Origin of the sequence: Pseudonocardia sp. DR1-2 (assembly GCF_023717215.1) — a bacterium.
Lineage (GTDB): Bacteria > Actinomycetota > Actinomycetes > Mycobacteriales > Pseudonocardiaceae > Pseudonocardia > Pseudonocardia alni.
Genome location: NZ_JAMQOF010000003.1, coordinates 677910 through 699535, shown reverse-complemented (window position 1 = coordinate 699535; position 21626 = coordinate 677910). Strand labels below are relative to the sequence as shown.

The 21626-nt window shown below is 72.9% G+C and carries 29 protein-coding genes; 22 read left to right on the top strand and 7 right to left on the bottom strand.

From position 1 onward, the window contains the following. Positions 1-4 precede the first annotated feature (4 nt). From ND486_RS12085 to truA, 18 genes are all read left to right on the top strand, one after another. On the top strand, positions 5-190 hold the full coding sequence (locus tag ND486_RS12085) for a type Z 30S ribosomal protein S14 (RefSeq protein ID WP_020622927.1): 186 nt from the start codon (positions 5-7) through the stop codon (positions 188-190). Positions 191-311: 121 nt separating this feature from the next. Further along, positions 312-710 carry a 30S ribosomal protein S8 gene (gene rpsH / locus ND486_RS12080; protein ID WP_062397829.1) on the top strand — a complete coding sequence of 133 codons (399 nt, stop codon included), beginning with the start codon at positions 312-314 and terminating at the stop codon, positions 708-710. Between the two features lie 17 nt (positions 711-727). After that, positions 728-1267 (top strand): 50S ribosomal protein L6, encoded by a 540-nt coding sequence (gene rplF, locus ND486_RS12075; protein WP_062397827.1) that lies wholly within the window; start codon positions 728-730, stop codon positions 1265-1267. Then, a complete protein-coding gene (gene rplR, locus ND486_RS12070) occupies positions 1267-1680 on the top strand; it encodes a 50S ribosomal protein L18 (protein ID WP_280118285.1) in 414 nt (137 codons plus the stop codon). The genes rplF and rplR overlap by 1 nt, the downstream gene beginning before the upstream one ends. A 34-nt stretch (positions 1681-1714) precedes the next feature. Beyond that, entirely contained in the window at positions 1715-2350 is a 636-nt protein-coding gene (rpsE, locus tag ND486_RS12065; protein WP_062397823.1) for a 30S ribosomal protein S5, read from the top strand. A gap of 5 nt (positions 2351-2355) precedes the next feature. Continuing rightward, positions 2356-2541 carry a 50S ribosomal protein L30 gene (rpmD, locus tag ND486_RS12060; RefSeq protein ID WP_062403786.1) on the top strand — a complete coding sequence of 62 codons (186 nt, stop codon included), beginning with the start codon at positions 2356-2358 and terminating at the stop codon, positions 2539-2541. Continuing rightward, on the top strand, positions 2538-2999 hold the full coding sequence (rplO, locus tag ND486_RS12055; protein ID WP_208622979.1) for a 50S ribosomal protein L15: 462 nt from the start codon (positions 2538-2540) through the stop codon (positions 2997-2999). The genes rpmD and rplO overlap by 4 nt, the downstream gene beginning before the upstream one ends. Positions 3000-3279: 280 nt before the next feature. Beyond that, complete coding sequence (gene secY / locus ND486_RS12050; RefSeq protein ID WP_073576464.1) at positions 3280-4590, top strand: preprotein translocase subunit SecY; 1311 nt, start codon at positions 3280-3282, stop codon at positions 4588-4590. 128 nt (positions 4591-4718) lie between these two features. Then, complete coding sequence (locus ND486_RS12045) at positions 4719-5273, top strand: adenylate kinase (RefSeq protein WP_251784410.1); 555 nt, start codon at positions 4719-4721, stop codon at positions 5271-5273. Positions 5274-5329: 56 nt separating this feature from the next. Next, entirely contained in the window at positions 5330-6175 is an 846-nt protein-coding gene (gene map / locus ND486_RS12040; protein WP_251784409.1) for a type I methionyl aminopeptidase, read from the top strand. A gap of 286 nt (positions 6176-6461) precedes the next feature. Continuing rightward, entirely contained in the window at positions 6462-6683 is a 222-nt protein-coding gene (gene infA / locus ND486_RS12035) for a translation initiation factor IF-1 (RefSeq protein WP_010228514.1), read from the top strand. 61 nt (positions 6684-6744) lie between these two features. Beyond that, the gene (gene rpmJ / locus ND486_RS12030) at positions 6745-6858 is read left to right on the top strand and encodes a 50S ribosomal protein L36 (protein WP_020622917.1); all 114 of its coding nucleotides are present in this window, start codon (positions 6745-6747) and stop codon (positions 6856-6858) included. A 174-nt stretch (positions 6859-7032) separates the two neighbouring features. Next, positions 7033-7413 (top strand): 30S ribosomal protein S13, encoded by a 381-nt coding sequence (rpsM, locus tag ND486_RS12025; RefSeq protein ID WP_020622916.1) that lies wholly within the window; start codon positions 7033-7035, stop codon positions 7411-7413. Beyond that, positions 7413-7820 (top strand): 30S ribosomal protein S11, encoded by a 408-nt coding sequence (gene rpsK / locus ND486_RS12020; RefSeq protein WP_020622915.1) that lies wholly within the window; start codon positions 7413-7415, stop codon positions 7818-7820. The genes rpsM and rpsK overlap by 1 nt, the downstream gene beginning before the upstream one ends. Positions 7821-7837: 17 nt before the next feature. Next, the gene (gene rpsD, locus ND486_RS12015) at positions 7838-8443 is read left to right on the top strand and encodes a 30S ribosomal protein S4 (protein WP_060710555.1); all 606 of its coding nucleotides are present in this window, start codon (positions 7838-7840) and stop codon (positions 8441-8443) included. A gap of 91 nt (positions 8444-8534) precedes the next feature. Next, positions 8535-9587: a DNA-directed RNA polymerase subunit alpha gene (locus ND486_RS12010; RefSeq protein WP_062397812.1), complete on the top strand. Its 1053-nt coding sequence runs from the start codon at positions 8535-8537 to the stop codon at positions 9585-9587. A gap of 2 nt (positions 9588-9589) precedes the next feature. After that, a complete protein-coding gene (gene rplQ / locus ND486_RS12005; protein WP_062397810.1) occupies positions 9590-10258 on the top strand; it encodes a 50S ribosomal protein L17 in 669 nt (222 codons plus the stop codon). A 92-nt stretch (positions 10259-10350) separates the two neighbouring features. Then, positions 10351-11157: a tRNA pseudouridine(38-40) synthase TruA gene (gene truA, locus ND486_RS12000; RefSeq protein WP_251784444.1), complete on the top strand. Its 807-nt coding sequence runs from the start codon at positions 10351-10353 to the stop codon at positions 11155-11157. A 128-nt stretch (positions 11158-11285) separates the two neighbouring features. On the opposite strand, the gene ND486_RS11995 is transcribed toward truA, so the two are convergent. Further along, positions 11286-11756: a hypothetical protein gene (locus ND486_RS11995; protein WP_251784408.1), complete on the bottom strand. Its 471-nt coding sequence runs from the start codon at positions 11754-11756 to the stop codon at positions 11286-11288. Positions 11757-11883: 127 nt separating this feature from the next. Between ND486_RS11995 and ND486_RS11990 the strand changes: the two genes are divergently transcribed. Genes ND486_RS11990 through ND486_RS11980 form a run of 3 tightly spaced genes read left to right on the top strand, consistent with a single transcriptional unit; the run spans position 11884 to position 14673 of the window. After that, positions 11884-13293, top strand: a complete 1410-nt coding sequence (locus ND486_RS11990) for a cytosine permease (RefSeq protein WP_251784407.1) — start codon at positions 11884-11886, stop codon at positions 13291-13293. Then, positions 13290-14219: an isopenicillin N synthase family oxygenase gene (locus tag ND486_RS29705; RefSeq protein ID WP_251784406.1), complete on the top strand. Its 930-nt coding sequence runs from the start codon at positions 13290-13292 to the stop codon at positions 14217-14219. Before ND486_RS11990 ends, ND486_RS29705 begins: the two co-directional genes overlap by 4 nt. Before the next feature lie 10 nt (positions 14220-14229). Continuing rightward, a complete protein-coding gene (locus ND486_RS11980; protein WP_251784405.1) occupies positions 14230-14673 on the top strand; it encodes a nucleoside deaminase in 444 nt (147 codons plus the stop codon). Between the two features lie 3 nt (positions 14674-14676). Here the strand turns inward: ND486_RS11980 and ND486_RS11975 are convergent, their stop codons facing one another. Next, a complete protein-coding gene (locus tag ND486_RS11975) occupies positions 14677-15330 on the bottom strand; it encodes a TetR/AcrR family transcriptional regulator (protein ID WP_226369637.1) in 654 nt (217 codons plus the stop codon). A 134-nt stretch (positions 15331-15464) separates the two neighbouring features. Here ND486_RS11975 and ND486_RS11970 point away from each other — a divergent pair, with 134 nt between their 5' ends. After that, on the top strand, positions 15465-16367 hold the full coding sequence (locus ND486_RS11970) for a metal-dependent hydrolase (RefSeq protein ID WP_251784404.1): 903 nt from the start codon (positions 15465-15467) through the stop codon (positions 16365-16367). A 1-nt stretch (position 16368) separates the two neighbouring features. Here ND486_RS11970 and ND486_RS11965 read toward each other — a convergent pair whose 3' ends face one another. The 5 genes from ND486_RS11965 to ND486_RS11945 are packed head-to-tail and all read right to left on the bottom strand — an operon-like array spanning position 16369 to position 21508. Then, on the bottom strand, positions 16369-17016 hold the full coding sequence (locus tag ND486_RS11965; RefSeq protein WP_251784403.1) for an ABC transporter ATP-binding protein: 648 nt from the start codon (positions 17014-17016) through the stop codon (positions 16369-16371). Continuing rightward, positions 17013-18023: an ABC transporter ATP-binding protein gene (locus ND486_RS11960; protein WP_251784402.1), complete on the bottom strand. Its 1011-nt coding sequence runs from the start codon at positions 18021-18023 to the stop codon at positions 17013-17015. Before ND486_RS11960 ends, ND486_RS11965 begins: the two co-directional genes overlap by 4 nt. Then, positions 18020-18922: an ABC transporter permease gene (locus tag ND486_RS11955; protein ID WP_251784401.1), complete on the bottom strand. Its 903-nt coding sequence runs from the start codon at positions 18920-18922 to the stop codon at positions 18020-18022. The genes ND486_RS11960 and ND486_RS11955 overlap by 4 nt, the downstream gene beginning before the upstream one ends. Further along, positions 18915-19916 (bottom strand): ABC transporter permease, encoded by a 1002-nt coding sequence (locus ND486_RS11950; RefSeq protein WP_251784400.1) that lies wholly within the window; start codon positions 19914-19916, stop codon positions 18915-18917. Before ND486_RS11950 ends, ND486_RS11955 begins: the two co-directional genes overlap by 8 nt. Next, on the bottom strand, positions 19913-21508 hold the full coding sequence (locus ND486_RS11945; protein ID WP_251784399.1) for an ABC transporter substrate-binding protein: 1596 nt from the start codon (positions 21506-21508) through the stop codon (positions 19913-19915). The genes ND486_RS11950 and ND486_RS11945 overlap by 4 nt, the downstream gene beginning before the upstream one ends. Between the last annotated feature and the right edge of the window lie 118 nt (positions 21509-21626).

Below are 21626 nucleotides of genomic sequence, written 5' to 3'. Positions count from 1 at the left end.
GCGAATGGCGAAGAAGGCGCTCATCAACAAGGCGAACGCGAAGCCGAAGTTCGCCGTGCGGGGTTACACCCGCTGCAACAAGTGCGGCCGGCCGCGTGCCGTGTTCCGCAAGTTCGGCCTCTGCCGCGTGTGCCTGCGAGACATGGCGCACGCCGGCGAGCTGCCGGGTGTGAGCAAGTCCAGCTGGTGATCCGACCGCCCCGCGTCCGCGGGGCAGCGGATCCGATCGCCGCAGGCCCGCACCGGTGCGGTGCCCCGCACAGGGGCACCGCGCCGGTACGAGGAACCACGGCGGGAAAGAGACAGACACCATGACGATGACCGATCCGATCGCAGACATGTTGACCCGTCTGCGGAACGCGAACTCGGCCTACCACGACCGCGTCGTGATGCCCCACTCGAAGCTGAAGGTCGCCATTGCGGAGATCCTTCAGAAGGAGGGCTACATCGCGGCACACCACACCGAGGACGCCGAGGTCGGCAAGTCCCTGGTCGTCGAGCTGAAGTACGGCCGCAACCGTGAGCGCAGCGTCGCCGGTCTGCGCCGGGTGTCCAAGCCCGGTCTGCGTGTGTACGCGAAGTCGACGAACCTGCCGCGGGTCCTGGGTGGCCTCGGCATCGCGATCATCTCGACCTCTCAGGGTCTGATGACCGACCAGCAGGCCTACCGGAGCGGCGTGGGCGGGGAAGTCCTCGCCTACGTCTGGTGAGAGAGGGGTAACGAACGATGTCACGCATCGGAAAGCTGCCCATCACCGTCCCGTCCGGCGTGGAGATCACCATCGACGGCCGCACGGTCACCGCGAAGGGCCCCAAGGGCACCCTGTCGCACACCGCCGTCGAGCCGATCACGATCGAGCGCGATGACGACGGCACGGTGCTGGTGAAGCGGCCGAACGAGGAGCGCGAGACCCGGGCCTACCACGGCCTGACCCGCTCCCTCGTCAACAACATCGTGGTCGGCGTCAGCGCCGGCTACGAGAAGAAGCTGGAGATCCACGGCGTGGGTTACCGCGTGCAGCTGAAGGGGCAGAACCTCGAGTTCGCCCTGGGCTACTCGCACCCGGTCGTCATCGAGCCGGCGGAGGGCATCACCTTCGCGGTCGAGTCGCCGACCCGGTTCTCGGTCTCCGGCATCGACAAGCAGCTGGTCGGCGAGACCGCTGCCAACATCCGGAAGCTGCGCCGCCCCGACCCGTACAAGGGCAAGGGTGTGCGGTACGCCGGCGAGCAGGTCCGCCGCAAGGTCGGAAAGACGGGTAAGTGATGGCCGAGACGAACGAGACGGTGTCGGGTTCCGCCCGCCGCCGGATGGCGTCCCAGGTGGCGCGCAAGCGCCGCGACTCGCGCATCCGCCGGCACGCCCGGCTCCGGAAGAAGATCTCCGGGACGCCGGTGCGTCCGCGGCTGGCGGTCAACCGCTCCTCGCGGCACATCACCGTCCAGCTGATCGACGACCTGGCGGGCCACACGCTGGCCTTCGCGTCCTCGCTGGACGCCGAGGTGCGTGGCGTCGAGGGCGACAAGAAGGCCAAGGCGGCCAAGGTCGGCGAGCTCATCGCCGCCCGGGCCAAGGAGGCGGGCATCTCCACGGTCGTGTTCGACCGCGGCGGGCTGGCCTACCACGGGCGCATCGCGGCCCTGGCCGACGCCGCCCGCGAGGGAGGCCTGGAGTTCTGATGAACCAGACCGAGAAGATCGAAGGGACTGTCTGATGCCGGGACGTACGCGGCGTGACGGCGGAGCCCCGGGCGGCAGCGGTGGGAACGACAACCGCAACAACCGGGACCGCCGGGACGGTGGCCGTGGCGGGGCGGCCCAGGACAAGACCCCGTACATCGAGCGGCTGGTCACGATCAACCGCGTGGCCAAGGTCGTCAAGGGCGGCCGCCGGTTCAGCTTCACCGCGCTGATGATCGTCGGCGACGGTGACGGCCTGGTGGGCGTCGGCTACGGCAAGGCCAAGGAGGTGCCGGCCGCGATCGCCAAGGGCGTGGAGGAGGCGAAGAAGAACTTCTTCCGCGTCCCCCGCATCGGCGGCACGATCGTGCACCGCGTGCAGGGTGAGGCCGCCGCCGGCGTCGTCATGCTGCGCCCGGCCTCCCCGGGTACCGGTGTCATCGCCGGCGGCCCGGTCCGCGCGGTGCTGGAGTGCGCGGGGATCTCGGACATCCTGTCCAAGTCCCTCGGCTCCGACAACGCCATCAACATCGTGCACGCCACGGTGGCGGCGCTGAAGTCGGTGCAGCGTCCGGAGGAGGTCGCGGCCCGCCGCGGCCTGCCGCTGGAGGACGTCGCCCCGGCGAGCATGATGCGCCAGCGCGCCGAGGCCGACGCGGCGAAGGTGTGAGCGACATGGCCACGTGGAAGATCACCCAGGTGAAGAGCCGGATCGGCTGCAAGCAGAACCAGCGCGACACGCTGCGCTCGCTCGGCCTGCGCAAGATCCGGCAGTCGGTGGTGCGTGAGGCGGACCCGCAGACCCGCGGTTACGTCCACACCGTGCGCCACCTCGTGACCGTGGAGGAGGTGCAGTCGTGAGCGAGAACGAGAACTCCGTCATCAAGCTCCACGACCTGCGGCCGGCCCCGGGCTCGAAGAAGGCGCGGACCCGTGTGGGTCGCGGTGAGGGCTCCAAGGGCAAGACCGCCGGTCGCGGTACCAAGGGCACCAAGGCCCGCAAGACGGTGTCCCCGCGCTTCGAGGGCGGGCAGATGCCGCTGCACATGCGGCTCCCGAAGCTCAAGGGCTTCAAGAACCGCTTCAAGGTCGAGTACCAGGTCGTGAACGTCGGCGAGCTGGCCACCCTGTTCCCGAAGGGTGGCGAGATCGGTCCGGCCGAGCTGGTCGAGGCGGGCGCGGTTCGCAAGAACCAGCTCGTGAAGGTCCTCGGCGAGGGCGAGCTCTCGGGCGTCGCCCTGACCGTGAAGGCCCACAAGTTCTCCGCGTCCGCGCGCGAGAAGATCTCGGCGGCCGGCGGCTCGGTCTCCGAGCTGTAGGCCCCACCGCACGTCCCCCGGCGCCGTCCGTGGCGCCCGCTCCACCCCAGGTGGACCGGGCCCGTGGGCGGCGCCGAGGCGTTTCCGGGCCGCTGTTACAGTCACTTCCGGACCGAGTGTCCACCGATTACCTGGCGCGCCTCGAGGCGCGCAGCCCCCGCCGGTACACACCGGCCCGGGTGTCCCGCGAGGCGCGGAACGCGCGTCGACCAACCCGGCCGACCCCTCAGGGGCCGGCGCAGGCGGTGTCGGGCCGCCGACGTCGTAGGAGGATCACCGAGTGCTCAGCGCAGTCCGGGCGGCCCTGACCACGCCGGATCTCCGCAAGAAGATCCTCTTCACGCTGGCGATCGTGGCGGTGTACCGGCTCGGGGCGAACATCCCCTCGCCGGGGGTGTCGTACCCCAACATCCAGGAATGTGTCCGTCAGGTCGAGGGCGGCGACAACGCCAGCGTCTACTCCCTGATCAACCTGTTCTCCGGCGGGGCACTGCTCCAGCTGTCGATCTTCGCGCTGGGCATCATGCCCTACATCACCGCGAGCATCATCGTGCAGCTGCTGCAGGTCGTCATCCCGCGGTTCGAGCAGCTGAAGAAGGAAGGCCAGTCCGGCCAGGCCAAGCTCACGCAGTACACGCGGTACCTGACGATCGGCATCGCGGTGCTGCAGGCCACCGGCTTCGTGGCGCTTGCCGAGCGCGGTCAGCTGTTCCAGGGCTGCGCGCTCCCGATCATCCCGGACTCGTCGGTCTTCACGCTGATCGTCATCGTGATCGTCATGGTCGCCGGGACCACGCTGGTGATGTGGCTGGGCGAGCAGGTCACCGAGCGCGGCATCGGCAACGGCATGTCGCTGCTGATCTTCGCCTCCATCGCGCACCGCATTCCCGCCGAGGGCCGGCTGATCCTGGAGAACTCCGGCGGCCTGGTCTTCGCCGGCGTCTGCGTCTTCGGTCTCGCGATCATCGCCAGCGTCGTGTTCGTGGAGAACGGCCAGCGCCGGATCCCGGTGCAGTACGCCAAGCGCATGGTCGGCCGCCGGATGTACGGCGGCACCTCGACCTACCTGCCGCTCAAGGTCAACCAGGCCGGTGTCGTGCCGGTGATCTTCGGTAGCTCGCTGCTCTACCTGCCCGACCTGGTCGCCCGGCTCGCCGGGAACGACGGCGGCTGGTTCCAGCAGTTCGTGCAGACCTATCTCGTCGATCAGTCCAATCCCGTGCACATCGTGTTGTACGTAGCACTGATCATCTTCTTCACGTACTTCTACGTCGGCATCACGTTCAACCCCGACGAGCGCGCCGAGGACATGAAGAAGTACGGCGGATTCATCCCGGGCATCCGCCCGGGCCGGCCCACCGCGGAGTACCTGAACTTCGTGCTCAGCCGCATCACGCTGCCGGGATCGCTCTACCTGGGCCTCATCGCGGTGCTCCCGAACTTCTTCCTCGGGATCACCGGCAGCGGCCAGAACCAGAACTTCCCGTTCGGCGGCACGGCCGTGCTGATCATGGTCACCGTGGGCCTCGACACCCTGAAGCAGATCGAGAGCCAGCTCATGCAGCGGAACTACGAGGGTTTCCTGCGTTAGGCTCGCCGGAACGTGGCCGAGCGGGAACCCCGGTGCGGGGCCCCGGCCCCGATCGTGGTGCCTCGGGCATCGTGTGCCGGCGAGGACGCCGGCGCCATGGACGACAAGACTTCAGGAGGTCGGGTCTCGTGCGACTCGTTCTGGTGGGACCGCCCGGTGCCGGCAAGGGGACCCAGGCTGAGCAGATGGCCAAGCGGCTCGACGTCCCGCACATCTCGACCGGGGACCTGTTCCGGGCGAACCTGCGTGACGAGACCGAGCTCGGTCGCGAGGCGAAGCGCTACATGGACGCCGGGGACCTCGTCCCCGACGAGGTGACCGTCGCGATGGTGCGCGACCGGCTCGGCGACGCCGACACGGCGAGCGGTTTCATCCTCGACGGCTTCCCGCGCAACGTGGCCCAGGCGGGCTCCCTGTCGGAGATCCTGTCCGACAAGGGCCTGGAGCTCGACGCCGTCGTCCAGTTCGACGTCGACGACGAGGTCGTCGTGCAGCGGCTGCTCGGCCGCGGCCGCAGCGACGACAACGAGGACACCATCCGCAACCGGCAGCGGGTCTACCGCGAGGAGACCGCTCCGCTGCTGGACCACTACCGTGACCGGCTGGTCACGATCGACGCCGTCGGCGAGATCGACGAGATCACCGACCGGGTCTTCTCGGCGCTGCACAACCGCAACGGCTGAGACCCGGTCGGCGCCGGCACCACCGGCGCCACGGCGGGGAACCGAGGGACGGACACATGAACGGTCGCGGCGGTATCCGCGGGGCCATCGCCCGCTACCGGGGTCGGGACATCGAGCTCAAGACCCACGGTCAGCTCGAGGCGATGCGGGTGGCGGGTGCGCTGGTCGCGGCCACGCTGGCCGCGGTCACCGAGCACGCGAAGCCCGGTGTCAGCACGGCGGAGCTCGACGCGCTCGCCGAGCAGACGATCCGCGACGGCGACGGTGTCCCCTCGTTCCTCGGTTACCACGGTTTCCCGGCGAGCATCTGCGCCTCGGTGAACGAGCAGATCGTGCACGGCATCCCGTCGCCGAAGCAGGTGCTCGCCGAGGGAGACCTGATCTCGGTGGACTGCGGTGCGATCGTCGACGGCTGGCACGGCGACTCCGCGGTGACCATCGCCGTCGGGGACGTGTCGCCGGAGGACCTCGCCCTGTCCGCGGCCTGTCGGGGCGCGATGGAGGCGGGGATCCTCGCCGTCCGCGACGGGGCCCGGCTGACCGACGTCTCGTACGCCATCCAGGAGGCGTGCCGGTCCGCGGCGCTGGCCGACCGCGCCGACTACGGGATCGTCGCCGAGTACGGCGGCCACGGCATCGGCACGTCGATGCACATGGACCCGTTCCTGCCCAACCACGGCGAGCCGGGCAAGGGGCCGCGGCTGCGCCCGGGCATGGCCCTGGCCGTCGAGCCGATGCTCGTCGCGGGGGACCCGGACACCCTGGAGCTCGAGGACGGCTGGACGGTCGTCACCGCGGCGGGCGGCCGGGCCGTGCACTGGGAGCACACCGTCGCCGTCACCGAGGACGGGCCGTGGCTGCTGACCGTGCCCGCCGGCGCACCGGACCGCCCCGGAGCCTGAGCCCCGCGCCACCGGTACCCGACGCGCTCCGCGCGGGTACTGGTCCGTGACCGGGTCGGTCCGTTACCGTCGGTCTGCCGGGCGTCTACCACGCCCGTCACCCCCGCCTGCACCGGCCTCGCACGGCCTCCGTACACTGGACCATCGGCGCGTCCTGTGACGTCCGCTCCGTGTGCTCCGTGTATCCCACAGTGTTCCCGGTCCGGCTCCGTCCGCGCGCGCCGAACCGGTCGTCGGCACCGCTGTCGACCGGGGCAACCGACACCTGTCACGGATAGCGGAGGACATGGCCAAGAAGGACGGGGCGATCGAGGTCGAGGGCCGGGTCGTCGAACCCCTGCCGAACGCGATGTTCCGGGTGGAGCTGGAGAACGGCCACCGGGTACTCGCGCACATCAGCGGGAAGATGCGCCAGCACTACATCCGGATCCTTCCGGAGGACCGGGTGGTCGTCGAGCTGTCGCCCTACGACCTCAGCCGCGGCCGCATCGTCTACCGCTACAAGTGACGACCAGCTCCACCACGGTCGGTCGCGAGACCCACAAGAACGACACACAGAGGCAGACGACGTGAAGGTCAAGCCGAGCGTCAAGAAGATCTGCGACAAGTGCCAGGTGATCCGCCGTCACGGCCGGATCATCGTGATCTGCTCGAACCTGCGCCACAAGCAGCGCCAGGGCTGAGCAGAGCGGTACCGGTCGCGATCCTCTGATCGCGCAGCAGAAGCCCCCGATGCACCTGCCGGGCCACACGGGCCCGGTAGTACCCCCGGAACCAGGCCGGGGCCCGTTCAGCTCAGCGGCGGAACGGGACGGGCATCGGGAAGACCTGGGACGACAACAAGGAGACCACGCCGCATGGCACGTGTTGCCGGCGTCGACCTCCCCCGCGAAAAGCGGTTGGAGATCGCGCTCACCTACATCTTCGGGGTCGGACGTACCCGGTCCAAGGAGATCCTCGAGGCCACCGCGCTGAGCCCCGACCTCCGGTCGAAGGACCTGACCGACGAGGACGTCAGCAAGCTCCGCGAGTACATCGAGGCGAACCTGCAGGTCGAGGGTGACCTGCGCCGTGAGATCCAGGCGGACATCCGCCGGAAGATCGAGATCGGTTCGTACCAGGGCATCCGTCACCGTCGCGGCCTTCCGGTCCGCGGCCAGCGCACGAAGACCAACGCGCGCGGCCGCAAGGGTCCGAAGAAGACCGTCGCCGGTAAGAAGAAGGCAGGTAAGAAGTAATGCCGCCCCGCGCACGTCAGGGTGCCGGACCCAAGAAGGTCCGCCGTCGCGAGAAGAAGAACGTCGCGCACGGTCACGCCCACATCAAGTCCACGTTCAACAACACGATCGTGTCGATCACCGACCCGACCGGTGCCGTCATCGCCTGGGCCTCGTCCGGGCACGTCGGCCTGAAGGGCTCCCGGAAGTCGACGCCGTTCGCCGCGCAGCTCGCCGCCGAGAACGCCGCCCGCAAGGCGATGGACCACGGCATGAAGAAGTGCGACGTCTTCGTCAAGGGCCCCGGCTCCGGACGTGAGACGGCGATCCGCTCGCTGCAGGCGGCCGGCCTCGAGGTCGGCACGATCTCCGACGTGACCCCGCAGCCGCACAACGGCTGCCGTCCGCCCAAGCGGCGCCGGGTCTAGGGGAAGGGAGAACCACCATGGCTCGCTACACCGGCCCCATGACCCGCAAGTCCCGCCGACTGAAGACCGACCTCGTCGGCGGCGACCAGGCGTTCGAGCGTCGTCCCTACCCGCCCGGCCAGCACGGCCGGATCCGGATCAAGGAGACCGAGTACCTCCTGCAGCTGCAGGAGAAGCAGAAGGCCCGCTTCGGCTACGGCCTGCAGGAGAAGCAGCTCCGCGCTTACTACGAGGAGGCGCACCGTCGCGAGGGCAAGACCGGCGACGAGCTGCTGCAGATCCTCGAGTCGCGCCTCGACAACGTCGTGTACCGCGCGGGCCTCGCCCGCACCCGGCGCATGGCCCGTCAGCTGGTGAACCACGGCCACTTCCTGGTCAACGGGAAGAAGGTCGACATCCCCAGCTACCGGGTGTCGCGCTACGACATCATCGACGTCAAGGACAAGTCGCGGAACACCGACCCGTTCGTCATCGCCAAGGAGACCCAGGGCGACCGCCCGGTCCCGGCGTGGCTGCAGGTCGTCCCGTCGACCCTGCGGATCCTGGTCCACCAGCTGCCCGAGCGCGCTCAGATCGACACCCAGGTCACCGAGCAGCTCATCGTCGAGTTCTACTCGAAGTAGCTCGACACGCCGTCGCCCCGCAGGGAGGGGCGGCGGTTCCCACTGCGACATCAAATAGCGGTTGTCGCAGGTGCGAAGGAGGCACACACCCATGCTGATCTCTCAGCGACCCTCACTGGCCGAGGACGTCGTCACCGAGACCCGGTCGCGGTTCGTCATCGAGCCGCTGGAGCCGGGCTTCGGCTACACCCTCGGTAACTCCCTGCGCCGGACGCTGCTGTCGTCGATCCCCGGTGCTGCCGTCACGTCCATCCGGATCGACGGCGTCCTGCACGAGTTCACCACCGTGCCGGGGGTCAAGGAGGACGTCACCGACATCATCCTCAACCTCAAGGAGCTCGTCGTGAGCTCCGAGGAGGACGAGCCGGTGACGATGTACCTGCGCAAGCAGGGCCCGGGTGCGGTCACCGCGGGGGACATCGTCCCGCCCGCCGGTGTCACCGTGCACAACCCGGACCTGCACATCGCCTCGCTCAACGACAAGGGCCGGCTCGAGGTCGAGCTCGTCGTCGAGCGTGGTCGCGGGTACGTCCCGGCGATGCAGAACAAGGCCACCGGTGCCGAGATCGGCCGTATCCCGGTCGACTCGATCTACTCGCCGGTGCTGAAGGTGACCTACAAGGTCGAGGCCACGCGAGTCGAGCAGCGCACCGACTTCGACAAGCTCATCCTCGACGTCGAGTCGAAGCCGTCCATCACCCCGCGGGACGCGCTGGCCTCGGCCGGCAAGACCCTGGTCGAGCTGTTCGGCCTGGCCCGCGAGCTGAACGTGGACGCCGAGGGCATCGAGATCGGCCCCTCCCCGCAGGAGGCGGACACCATCGCGGCGTTCGCGATGCCGATCGAGGAGCTGGACCTCACGGTCCGGTCCTACAACTGCCTCAAGCGCGAGGGCATCCACACGGTCGGCGAGCTCGTCGGCCGCAGCGAGGCGGACCTGCTCGACATCCGCAACTTCGGCGCCAAGTCGATCGACGAGGTCAAGATGAAGCTCGTCGGTCTCGGCCTGGCCCTCAAGGACAGCCCGCCCGGGTTCGACCCGTCGGCGGCGGCGAGCGACTACGGCGTCGACGGTGGGAGCGGGTTCGACCCGGACACCTTCGGTGACGACGGTCAGGACTACGCAGAAACGGAGCAGTTGTAGCCATGCCCCAGCCCACCAAGGGTGCCCGCCTCGGCGGGTCGCCCGCGCACCAGCGGCTGATCCTGGCCAACCTGGCGACCTCGCTGTTCGAACACGGCCGGATCACCACCACCGAGGCCAAGGCCCGGCGGCTGCGTCCGTACGCGGAGCGGCTGATCACCAAGGCCAAGGCCGGCGACCTGCACAACCGGCGCGAGATCATGAAGGTGATCCGCGACAAGTCGGTCGTGCACCGCCTCGTCACCGAGATCGGCCCGTTCTTCGCGGACCGCAACGGTGGCTACACCCGGATCACCAAGACGATGCCGCGCAAGGGCGACAACGCCCCGATGGCGGTCATCGAGCTGGTCCAGCAGAAGACGGTGACCGACGAGGCCAACCGTGCCCGTCGTTCGGCCGCGTCGCAGGCCGCGGCCTCCGCCCCGGCCGCCGCGTCCTCGGACGAGGAGACCACGGTCGAGTCGACCGAGGCCACCGAGGCCGAGGTCACCGCCGCCGACGAGGCCCAGGAGGCCGCCGAGAAGGCGGTCGACGCCGCGGTCGAGGCCGAGGAGGTGGCCCCGGGTTCCGAGGCCGCCGACAAGGCCGTCGACGCCGCTGCCGCCGCGGAGGAGGCCGCCGAGGAGGCTGCCGAGGCCGCCGAGGACTCGAAGAAGGAGTCCGGCTCCTGAGCCGAGCGCACCACACCGACGAGCCCGCCGTCACCGACGGCGGGCTCGTCGGCGTTTCCGGTGCCCCCGATCCGGGGGCCGGGACCGTCCGGCTGCGGCTCGACGTCGCCTACGACGGCACCGACTTCTCCGGATGGGCCCAGCAGCCGACCCGGCGCACCGTGCAGGGCGTGCTCACCGAGGCCCTGTCGACCGTGCTGCGCACCCCGCTGCGGCTCACCGTCGCCGGGCGCACCGACGCCGGGGTGCACGCGTCCGGCCAGGTCTGCCACGTCGACCTCCCGGAGACGCTCGCACCGCAGATCGACGGCCTGCTGCGGCGGTTGAACCGGCTGCTCCCGCCCGACGTGCGGGTGCACGGCCTCGGGCGGGTACCCGACGCCTTCGACGCCCGCTTCTCCGCGCTGCGCAGGCACTACCGCTACCGGGTCACCACGGCCCCGTTCGGGGCCGAGCCGCTGCGGGCGCGGGAGACCGTCGCCTGGCCGTATCCGCTGGACCCGGAGCCGATGAACGCCGCCTCGGCACTGCTGCTGGGCGAGCACGACTTCGCCGCGTTCTGCAAGCGCCGCGAGGGCGCGACGACCGTACGCGCGCTGCAGCGCTTCGACTGGTCGTCCGCGCAGGGCGAGCCGGACGTGCTGGTCGCGGCGGTCTCCGCGGACGCGTTCTGCCACTCGATGGTCCGCAGCCTGGTCGGCGCGGTGTTCGAGGTCGGCCGTGGGCGCAGGCCCGCCGACTGGCCCGCGGGACTGCTGCGCCGCGAGCTGCGCGCCTCCGAGGTGACCGTCGCGCCGCCGCACGGCCTGTCGCTGACCGGCGTCGACTACCCCGCCGACGACGAGCTCGCCGCCCGCGCCGAGCGGACCCGGCGGATCCGGGTACCGGGCGAGGGCTGAGCAGACCCCGCCGGGGCCGGCCGGACGCGGCCGGCCGGGTGGGGCCGGGACCGGCCCCGGTGTGACCGGTCCGGACGGCGCGGACGGGGACCTCGCGGACGGGGACCTCGCGGACTGCGCGAGCGGCCTCAGGAGACCGGCCGCACCCAGGCCGGGTGCGGCGGCCCGGGGACCCGGTGCGTCCGGCGGGCGTCGAGCGCCAGGGCCACGCCCAACCAGACCAGTGACACCGACCAGCCGGCGAGGGCCAGCGAGCCGAGGACGTACAGCGGCTCGGTCGGCCCGGCGGGCAGCCCGGCCGACTCCAGCAGCACCGTCAGCGGGGCGCGCACCGAGTCCGCGGTGTCGCCGAAGTCGGGCATCAGCAGCCCGCCGGCGAGCAGGAACCCGGCGCAGGCGACGAACGGGGCGGTCACCGCCGGGCCGAGCACCCGGCGTCGCAGCACGGTCAGCGACAGCACCGTCGGGACCGTCAGGAGGGCCGGTCCTACCAGGGTCACGATCAGGATGATCAGGAACCACCCCGGCGCGGTGAACCGCAGGGCCGCGAAGGCCAGGAGGGCGCCGGCCTGCAGGGCCACGTTCAGGTTCGTCCGCATGCCGACGATCGTGGCGGACCGGGCCCGGCCGCGGAATCCGCAGGACTACGGGCCGGACGGAGCAACCCGTGTCAACAGTCGGTTACCGAGGTTCCGTCCCGCGCGGTCCGCGGGTCACAGTGGCGCGGTGACCACCGAGAACACCGTCGGCGCGGCCGCGGACCGCGGATACGGCGACCGCATCGTCGCCGTCGAGCCCGGCTCCACCGAGCCCGTGCCGGACTCCGAGCGGCACGGCAGACCCCGCCAGCTGTTCTGGACGTGGACCTCGCCGAACCTGGAGTTCGCGACGATCTTCGTCGGCGTGCTGTCGGTGACGGCGTTCGGGCAGTCGGTGCCCGCGGCGGTCGCGGCGATCGTCGTCGGGAACCTGCTCGCCGCGCTCGCCCACGGGATCCTGTCCGCCCGCGGACCCGCCGCCGGGGTGCCGCAGATGGTGCTGGGGCGGCTCGCGTTCGGCCACCGCGGCAACGCACTGCCCGCCGCGTTGATGACGATCACCTCGGGCTTCGGCTGGTTCGCGGTGAACAGCGTCAGCGCCGCCTTCGCCCTGTCGGCGATCACCGGCGGCGGGACGGTCGCGTGGCTGGTGGCGGTGGTCGTCGTCCAGGTCGCCGTCGCGTTCTTCGGGCACAACCTGGTGCAGGCGTTCGAGCGGCTCGCCTTCCCGCTGCTCGCGGTCGTGCTCGGGGCCGGGGCGGTGCTGGTGCTCGCCGCGTCGGACCCGGGGGCGGCCGCGTCGCCGGACGGGGTGGGCGGGGTCGGCGGGTTCCTGCTGACCGTCGGCGCCGTCGTCGGGTACTCGGCGGGCTGGAGCCCCTACGCCGCGGACTACTCCCGCTACCTGCCCCGCTCGGTGTCGGCGCGGGCCACCGGCCTCGCCGCGGGCGGCGGCCTGTTCCTGTCCACCACGGTGCTCATGACGGTCGGTGCGGCGTCGGTCGGTGCGGCGACGGCGGCCGGGCTCGACTCGGACAACCCGGTGGCGAACTACACCGGCCTGCTGCCCGGGTGGCTGGCCGTGCTGACCCTGGTCGCCATCGCGGTGGGGGCGGTCGCGGCGAACGTCCTCAACGTGTACTCCGGGGCGATGGCGTTCCTCGCGCTCGGCATCGACGTGCCGCTGGCGCGGGCGCGGGCCGTCGTCGCGGTGGCGTTCGGGGCGGTCGGGTTCGTGATCGCGCTGGTCGCCCTCGGCGATGCCGCGGCCGGGTACGAGGCGTTCCTGCTCGTCGTCGTGTACTGGGTCGGGCCGTGGCTCGGGGTGGTGCTCACCGACCAGTGGCTGCGCCCGACCGACCCCGGTCTGCTCTACGACCGCACCTACCGCAACCACGCGGGCCCGGTCGCCCTCGTCGCCGGCATCGTCGTGTCGGTGCTGCTGTTCGCCAACCAGGAGCTGTTCACCGGGCTGGTGCCACGGCTGCTGCCCGGGATCGGTGACGTGACCTTCCTGGTCGGACTGCTGCTCTCGGCCGGGCTCTACGCGCTGCTGGTGCGCCGCACCGCCGCCGGAACGCCCGGGGGTACCCGGTGAACGCGCTCATCCCGACCGTGGACCTGGCCGCGCCGGACCCGGCCGCGGTGGACACCGCGCTGCAGCGGGCCGGGTTCCTGCAGGTCGTCGGGCACGGGGTGCCGGACGACGCGGCCTGGGCGGTACGGGCCGCCGCACGGGACTTCTTCGCGCTGCCCGAGGCGGTCAAGCGCGGCTACGCGGTCGGAGTCGGCGGGCGGGGGTGGCTGCCGCCCGGCGTCGAGGCCAACGACCGCGTGGAGGGCGGTGACTCCCCGCCGGACCTCAAGGAGTCCTTCGCGGTGGGACCGTTCGCGCCGACCGGTGACGCGGAGACCGACGCGGTGTGGTTCCCGCCGAACGTCTGGCCGGCGCAGGTCCCGGCGCTGCGGGAGGCGGTGACCGCCTACTGCACGGCGATGACCCGTGTCGCGGGCGCGCTGCTGGAGCTGTGCGCGGGGGCGCTCGGGCAGGAGCCGTCGACACTGCGCGACCTCGCGACGCACCCGACGTGGACGTTCAACATCAACCGCTACCCGCCGATGACCGAGACCGGGACCCCGCTGCCCGGGCAGTTCCGGATCGGCCCGCACACCGACTTCGGCACCGTCACCCTGCTCGACCGCGAGCCGGGGGCGGGCGGGCTGCAGGTCGACGTCGAGGGGCACGGCTGGACCGACGCGCCGTACACCCCGGGTGCGCTGACGGTGAACGTCGGCGACCTGCTCGCGCACTGGACCGGGCACCGCTGGCGGGCCGGGCGGCACCGGGTGCTGCCGCCGCAGGCCCACGCCCCGGCCGAGGACCTGGTGTCGCTGGTGTTCTTCTTCGAGCTGGACCACGACGCCGTCGTCACGCCGCTGGCCCCGCCGCTCGGCCGGACGGCGCTGGAGCCGGTGGTGTCCGCGCCGTTCCTGCGCGAACGCCTGGACGCGATCTCGGTATAGGTTCGCGCGCATGGATCCGAGCTGGCTGGACGTCGCGGTGGAGCAGGCCCGGGCCGGGCTGGCCTCGGGCGGCATCCCGATCGGCGCCGCACTCGTCGGACCGGACGGGGAGGTCCTCGGGCGCGGCCACAACCGTCGGGTGCAGGACGGCGACCCGACGGTGCACGGCGAGACCGCGGCGTTCCGCGACGCGGGCCGCCGCCGCGACTACCGGTCCACGACGATGGTCACCACGCTCTCGCCCTGCTGGTACTGCTCGGGGCTGATCCGTCAGTTCGGGATCGGCGCGGTGCTCGTGGGGGAGGCCCGGACCTTCCACGGCGGGCACGGCTGGCTGGCCGAGCACGGGGTGCGCGTGCAGGTGCTCGACGACGCGCGCTGCGTGGACATGATGACCGCCTTCGTCGCCGAGCGCCCCGACCTGTGGAACGAGGACATCGGCGTCGCGGAGTAGCGCTCAGCCCGCCGTGAGCGGGACGTCCGGGTCGAGCTCGATCGCGACCTCGCGCAGCGCCACGTCGAGCACCGACCAGACCCACCGGGCCAGGTGCTCGGCGAGCTCGTCGAGCGGGAGCGGGTCCGCCGAGGAGAGCCAGCGCTCGGTCGCGCCGTCGACCAGCCCGACCGCGCCGGCGGCCAGCGGCGCCGCGACGGTCGCGGGCAGCCCGGGGTAGCCACCGGTCAGCAGGCCGGTCATCCGGTCGGCGATGCGGTGCCGGATGTCGGTGACCGCCGTCGTGACCCCGGCGGCGCGCAGCACGTACCGGTAGAGCTCGGTGTGCGCGGCGAGCCACCGCACGTGCGCGGCGATGGCGGCGACGAGCATCTCCCGCGGCGTCCCGCGCGGGCTCCACACCGGCGCGAGCGCCTCGGAGTAGAGCCCCAGCGCGGCCTCGGCGATCGCGCCCTGCAGGTCCTCCAGGCCGTCGAAGTGCCGGTACAGCGCGGGCCGGGGCACCCCGGCGCGCCCGGCGATCTGCTCGGTCGTGGCCTCCGGTCCGTGCTCGGCGATCGCGGCCATCGCGGCCTCGACGACCTCGGCCCGCCGGGCCGCCCGCTGTCCGGCCCAGCGGCGGGCGCGGCCGTCGCCGGGGGTCACGGATCCGTTCACCCGGCCATCATCCCGCGCCCGGTTGACACCGCGCCCGGTGCCACCGATGATTCGACGATAAGGGGTACGCGCTGTACGGGATACTTTCTGTCACGGATGCGGCCCGACCGTCGACGACGACCGGAGGACCGACCGTGACCGAGACGGCGACCGACAACGGGCCCGGCCCACGCCCCCGCAGGCTGACCGGCGGCGACGTCGGCATCCCGCCGCGGCACCTGGACTTCCGGCTGCCCGAGCAGATGGTCCGCTGGGCCTACGCCGACAACGCGACCGCGACGCTGTTCCTCGCGATGCTCTCGGCGATCTTCCCGCCGGGGGAGGATTTCTTCGTCCGCTCGGTGATCCACTTCCGGGACCGGGTGACCGACCCGGAGCTGCGCGCCCGGGTCGCCGGGTTCACCGCGCAGGAGGTCATCCACAGCCGCGAGCACGACCGGCTCAACGAGGCGTTCCGCTCCCGCGGCTTCCCGGTGCACGTACCGGAGTCCGCGGTCGCGCTCGCGCTGAAGGTCCTCGACCGCACCTCGCCGCGGCAGCAGCTCGCCTGCACCGCGCTGATGGAGCACTTCACCGCGGTGATGGCCGAGGACATCCTCGGCAGCGACGAGTTCGCCGGGCGCGTGCACGCCGACATCCGCGAGCTGTGGCACTGGCACGCGCTCGAGGAGCTCGAGCACAAGTCCGTGACCTGGGACGTCTACGAGCTCATCGGCACCGACGGCCCCGAGCGCGGCCGCGCCGCCCCGCTGGTGGTCGCCACCGTGCTGCCCGCGGTCGTGTTCGGGTGGGCGTACCTGCTCGTGCAGCAGGGCGTCTGGCGGCGGCCGCGGGACCTGCGCGAGGGCTACCGGCTGCTGTTCGGGCGCGGCCAGTTCCTGCGCCGCGTGCTGGGCCGGATGCCCGTCTTCGGGCACCCGCGCTTCCACCCCGACCGGCACGACACCCGGGCGCTGGAGCAGCGCTGGCGCGACACCCTCTTCGGCGACGACGGCGCCCTGGCCGAGCAGCTGCGCCGTCCGGTCCGCGAGGCCTGACTCAGCTCCACGGCCGCAGCACCCGCCCGGCCCATGCCGCGAGCAGCGCCTCGTCGTGGCTGACGGCGAGGACGCCGAGCCCGCGGCCGTCGACCTCGGCGGCGACGACCGAGACCAGGGCCGCGGTGCTCGACGCGTCGAGCATCGCGGTCATCTCGTCGCACAGCAGGTAGTCCGGCCGGGGCGCGAGCGCACGGGCCAGGCAGGCGCGCTGGAGCTGGCCGTCGGACACCTCGTGCGGCCGGCGTCCGCGCAGCTCGGCGGTCAGCCCGACCTGCGCGCACACCTCGTCGACGCGGGCGGTGACCCCGGACGCCCGGGCGGCGCGCAGCGGCTCGGCCACGATCTCCTCGCAGGTCAGCCGCGGGTCGGTCGAGGCCCGCGGGGACTGGAACACCACCCCGATCCGGCGGCGCAGCGGCGCGGGCGCGTCGAAGCGGAACCGGCGGACCGGCTCGTCGTCGACGGTCACCCGGCCCGACCACGGTGCGTGCAGCAGCGCCAGCACCCGGGTCAGCGTCGACTTCCCGCACCCCGACGGCCCGGCCAGCCCGAGCACCGACCCCCGTTCCACGGCCAGGTCCACGCCGTCGACGACGGCGTGCCCGGCCCGCCACCCGGCCCGCACCCCCTCCGCGCGCAGGCTCACCGCGACCCCGCCCCGGACCGGGCCGCCGCGGGGAGCGCGGGGGCGGTCGGCGGATGGCAGGACACGCTCCGCCCACCCCGGCGGACCGGGACGGGGTCGCCGGAGCAGTCGCCGGCGACCGGGCAGCGTGGGGCGAACGCGCAGCCGTCGGGCAGCGCGGACAGCTCCGGCGGGTGCCCGGGCACCGGGGTGAACCCGGCGTCGGGCAGCGCACCGAGCAGGCCGGCGGTGTAGGGGTGCCAGGGGGCCGTGAACACGTCGTCGGCGGGGCCGGTCTCGACCAGCCGCGAGGCGTACATGACGGCGACGTCGTCGGCGACGGCGCGGGCGGCGCGCAGGTCGTGGGTGATCAGCAGGACGGCGCGGCCCTCCGCGGCCAGCCCGGCCAGCAGCGTCGTGACGTGGTCGACCAGCGGCCGGTCGAGCCCGGCGGTCGGCTCGTCGGCGAGCAGCACCGGTGGGTCCCCGGCGAGCGCGGCGGCGAGCCCGGTGCGCTGGGCCTGCCCGCCGGACAGCTCGTGCGGGTGCAGCGCGGCGACGTGGCGGGGCAGCGCGGCGCGGTCGAGCAGGTCGGCGACGGTGGCCGTCGCGCCGAGCCGGGCCAGGGTCTCGCGCAGCTGGGCGCCGACGGTGCGGGTGGGGGTGAAGTGGGTGGCGGCGGACTGGGGGACCAGCCCGACCAGCCGTCCGCGGACCCGGTCGCGCAGCACGGACTCGGGTGCGGTGAGGAGCTCCACCGGATCGGACCGCTCCGGCGGGGTCAGGAGTGCCGACCCGCGGATCGACGCGGTGCCCGGCAGCAGCCCGGTCAGGGCCTCGGTCAGCACCGACTTGCCACAGCCGGACTCCCCGACGAGCGCGGTCAACCGCCCGGCACGCAGGTCCAGGTCGGCGTCGGTGACCGCGCGGACCGTGCGGGCGCGACGCCCGCGCCCGACCCGGAAGGCGACGTCGAGGCCGCGCACCGCGAGCACCGTGCCGGATGCGGCGCCACCGGGCCCGGTCACAGCGCCTGCTCCGACCGCCGGCGCGGGAGTGTGCGGTCCCGCCACCAGGCCGCGATGCCGGCGACGCACAGCGTCGTCGCGGCCAGCAGCACGCTCGGGAACACCACGATCCACCAGGAGCCGAGCAGCACGGCCTGTCTCCCCTCGCCGAGGATGGTGCCCAGGCTCGCCAGGTGTGGTGGCAGGCCGAGGCCGAGGAAGCTCAGTGCGGTCTCGTGCCACACCGCGTGCGGCAGGATCAGCACCGCCGAGAGCACCGCCTGCGGCGCGACCGCGGGCAGCAGGTGCCGGCGCAGGACCCGGCGCCGGGACGCGCCGCCGGAGATCGCGGCGTCGACGAACGGGCGGGTGCGCAGGGTCAGGATCTCCGCGCGCACGACGCGGGCCACCGTCGTCCAGTGGGTCAGCCCGATCGAGGCGATCACCGCGAGCACGCTGCCCCGGTAGAGCGCGACGATCACGATGCCGAGCAGCAGGTGCGGGACGGCGTTGACGGCGTCGACCAGGCGCATCGCGATCCGGTCCCACCAGCCGCCGAGCAGCCCGGACAGCGCCCCGAACAGGGTGCCGATCACCGTCGAGAGCACGGCGCAGGCCGCGGCGACCTGCAGCGACACCCCCAGCCCGGCGAAGCTGCGCAGCAGCACGTCACGGCCCACGGAGTCGGTGCCGAACGGGTGCGCGGGCGAGGGCGGCAGCCGGATCGCGGTGTAGTCCACGGCGCCCTCGTCGAGCCCGCCGAGCCACGGCACGAGTACTGCGGCCGCGACGAGCAGGACCAGCCCGCCGGCGCCGGCGACCAGCCGGGCCCGCCCGGACCGGCGACGGCCGCGGGGCGAGCCGGGGCGCGGCCGGCCGGCCGGGAGCCACGGGCGGGGGGCGACGGCGGTCTCAGACATCGGCGTCCACCCGGGGGTCCAGCAGCAGCACGGTCAGGTCGGCGACGAGCGACCCGGCCAGCACCGCCACCGCCGAGAGGAGGGTCAGCGCGGCGAGCAGCGGGAAGTCCACGGCCAGCGCCGCGGTGACCACGGCCGCCGCGATCCCCGGCCAGGAGAACACCGTCTCCACCAGCACGGCGCCGGTCACGAGCTCCGGCAGCCGGTTGCCCAGCACCGTCACGAACGGCAGCAGCGCGGTCGGCAGGGCGTGGCGCAGCACGACGAGACGCTCGGGCAGCCCGCGGGCCCGGGCGCCGGCGACGTGGTCGTCGTCGAGGGAGGCCAGCAGCGAGGCCCGCACGTGCAGCACCAGCCACGGCGTCTGGGAGACCCCCAGTACCAGCGCCGGCAGCACCAGGTGCCTGCCCACCTGGCCGAACGTGGGTGCGGCCCCGGCATCGGTGAGCCCGGCGACCGGCAGCACCGGCCAGGCCACGGCGAACACCGCGATCGCACCCAGGGCCAGCACGAACGGCGGCAGCCCCTCCAGGGTGTGCCCGACCGCGGTGACGGCCCGGTCGAACCAGCCGCCCTGCCGCCACGCCGCGACGGTCCCGGCGGCCAGGGCCAGCACCAGCGACACGAGCAGGGCCAGGGTGACCAGCAGCAACGTCCACGGGAGCCGCTCGGCGACCACCTGGGCCACCGGCTGCCGCATCGACAGGCTCTGCCCGAGGTCGCCGGTCAGCAGCCCGCCCAGCCACCGGAGCAGCTGTTCGCCCACGCTCGCGTCCAGCCCGAGCGAACGTTCGGCGGCGGCGATGTCGGCGTCGCTCGCGGAGAAGATCCCGACCCCGAAGTACTGGTACACCGGCCGGAACGGCGACGCCGCCGCCAGCAGGAACACCCCGACCGCGACCAGCAGCACCGTCGGGACGCCGAGCAGCAGCCGCAGCCCGGCCAGCCGGGCCACCGCGCGGCCGCGGTGCCGGCCCGGGAGCACGGCCGTCACGAGCGGGGCGTCCAGTCCTGCAGGTTCCACCACGGGCCCCAGGTGGTGCCGTGGGTGTGCGGCTCGACGACGGGGGTGTAGCCGTCCCAGGCGTCGCGGGTGACGTAGCTGTGGCCGAGGAAGGCCAGGAAGACCATGCCGGGGTCGGCGACGTAGGCCCGCTGGAACTCCTTCACCGCCGCGGTGCGGGCGGCCTCGTCGGGCGCCCGCAGCGCGGTGTCCAGCGCCGCGTCGACGGCGGCGTTGCGGTAGGAGCCGGGGTTGTTGAACCCGTCGGCGGCGTTCGACGAGTGCAGCAGCTGCCACGCCTTGAACCCCGGGTCGAACGGGTCGCCGCCGCCGAGCACGAGCGCGTCGGCGCCCATCCGCGGCTCGATCGCCTCCCAGCCGAGTCCCTCCAGCCGGACGTCGATCCCGGCTGCGCGCACGTCGGAGGCGAACGCCTGGGCCAGGTCGCGGCGCACGGTGTCGGTGGCCGGGTACATCAGCGTGAAGCGCGCGGCCTGCCCGCCGCGGACGCGCACCCCGTCGGGCCCGGGGACCCAGCCGGCCCGCTCCAGGATCCGGCCCGCCTCCGCGGGGTCGAAGGTGAACGTCGCCGAGGGCTCGACCTGCTCGGGCAGCACGCCCGGGATCGGGTGGTGGGCCGGTTCGCCCTGGCCCGCGAGGAACGCGTCGATCATGCCCTGGCGGTTCACCGAGCGGTTGAGCGCCGCGCGGATCGCCGGGTCCGCGGTGACCGGGTTCGCGAACGGCAGCGCGACGGTGCGGTAGTCGGCGCTGGCGTGCTCGCGCAGCGCCAGCCCGCTCTGCTGCGCGACCGCGCGGGCCAGCGCCGGCGGCAGCACGGTCCCGTCGAACTCACCGGCGGCGGTGCGCTGGGCACGGGTGTTGTCGTCGGTGGCGAACACGACGGTCACCCGGGTCACCGAGGGTGCACCGCCCCAGTAGCCGGGGTTCGACTCCATGACCATCGTGTCGCCGCGCCGCCACTCGGCGAGCCGGTACGGGCCGGTGCCGACGGCCCGGGTGTTCACCGGCAGGCCGGAGACGGGGCCGCCGCCCTCGAGGACCTCCGACGGCAGGATCCCGGAGGTGAGCCGGGCCGGGAACGCGCCGTAGGGGTAGGACAGCCGGAACCGCACGGCGTCGTCGCCGACGGCCTCGACCCCGGCGAGCATCGGCACGCTCGACCGGATCGTCGCGGCGCGGGCCGGGTCGAGGATCGCCGCGTAGGTGGCGACGACGTCCTCGGGCCCGAAGGCCGACCCGTCGTGGAAGGTGACGCCGGGGCGCAGCGGCACCGTCCAGGACAGGCGGTCCGGTGACGACGTCGCCGGGCCGGAGGCGAGCGCGGGCTGCAGGGTGCGCTGCGCGTCGCGGGCGTAGAGACCGTCGTAGAACTTGCTCGCGCCCTCCGCCCCGTAGCCGAGCAGCGGGTTGAGGTCGTCGGGCTCGTAGCCGTCGGCGAGGGTCATGGTGGTGCCGTCCCCGGCCGGGCCCGCCTCACCCGGGGCGGCGGTGGGCGCGGAGCAGCCGGCCACGAGGGCGGCGGCCACCAACGGGACGACGATGTTCCGGAGGGTGATCACGCAACGGCACATTATGGGCAACAGAGTGAGGGTGGCAACGAACTGGACCGATCGGTCAGGTGGCGTACTTCTACGCAGTGACCGCGGACCGGCTCCGCCGGGGCCGCGGCCGACCTAC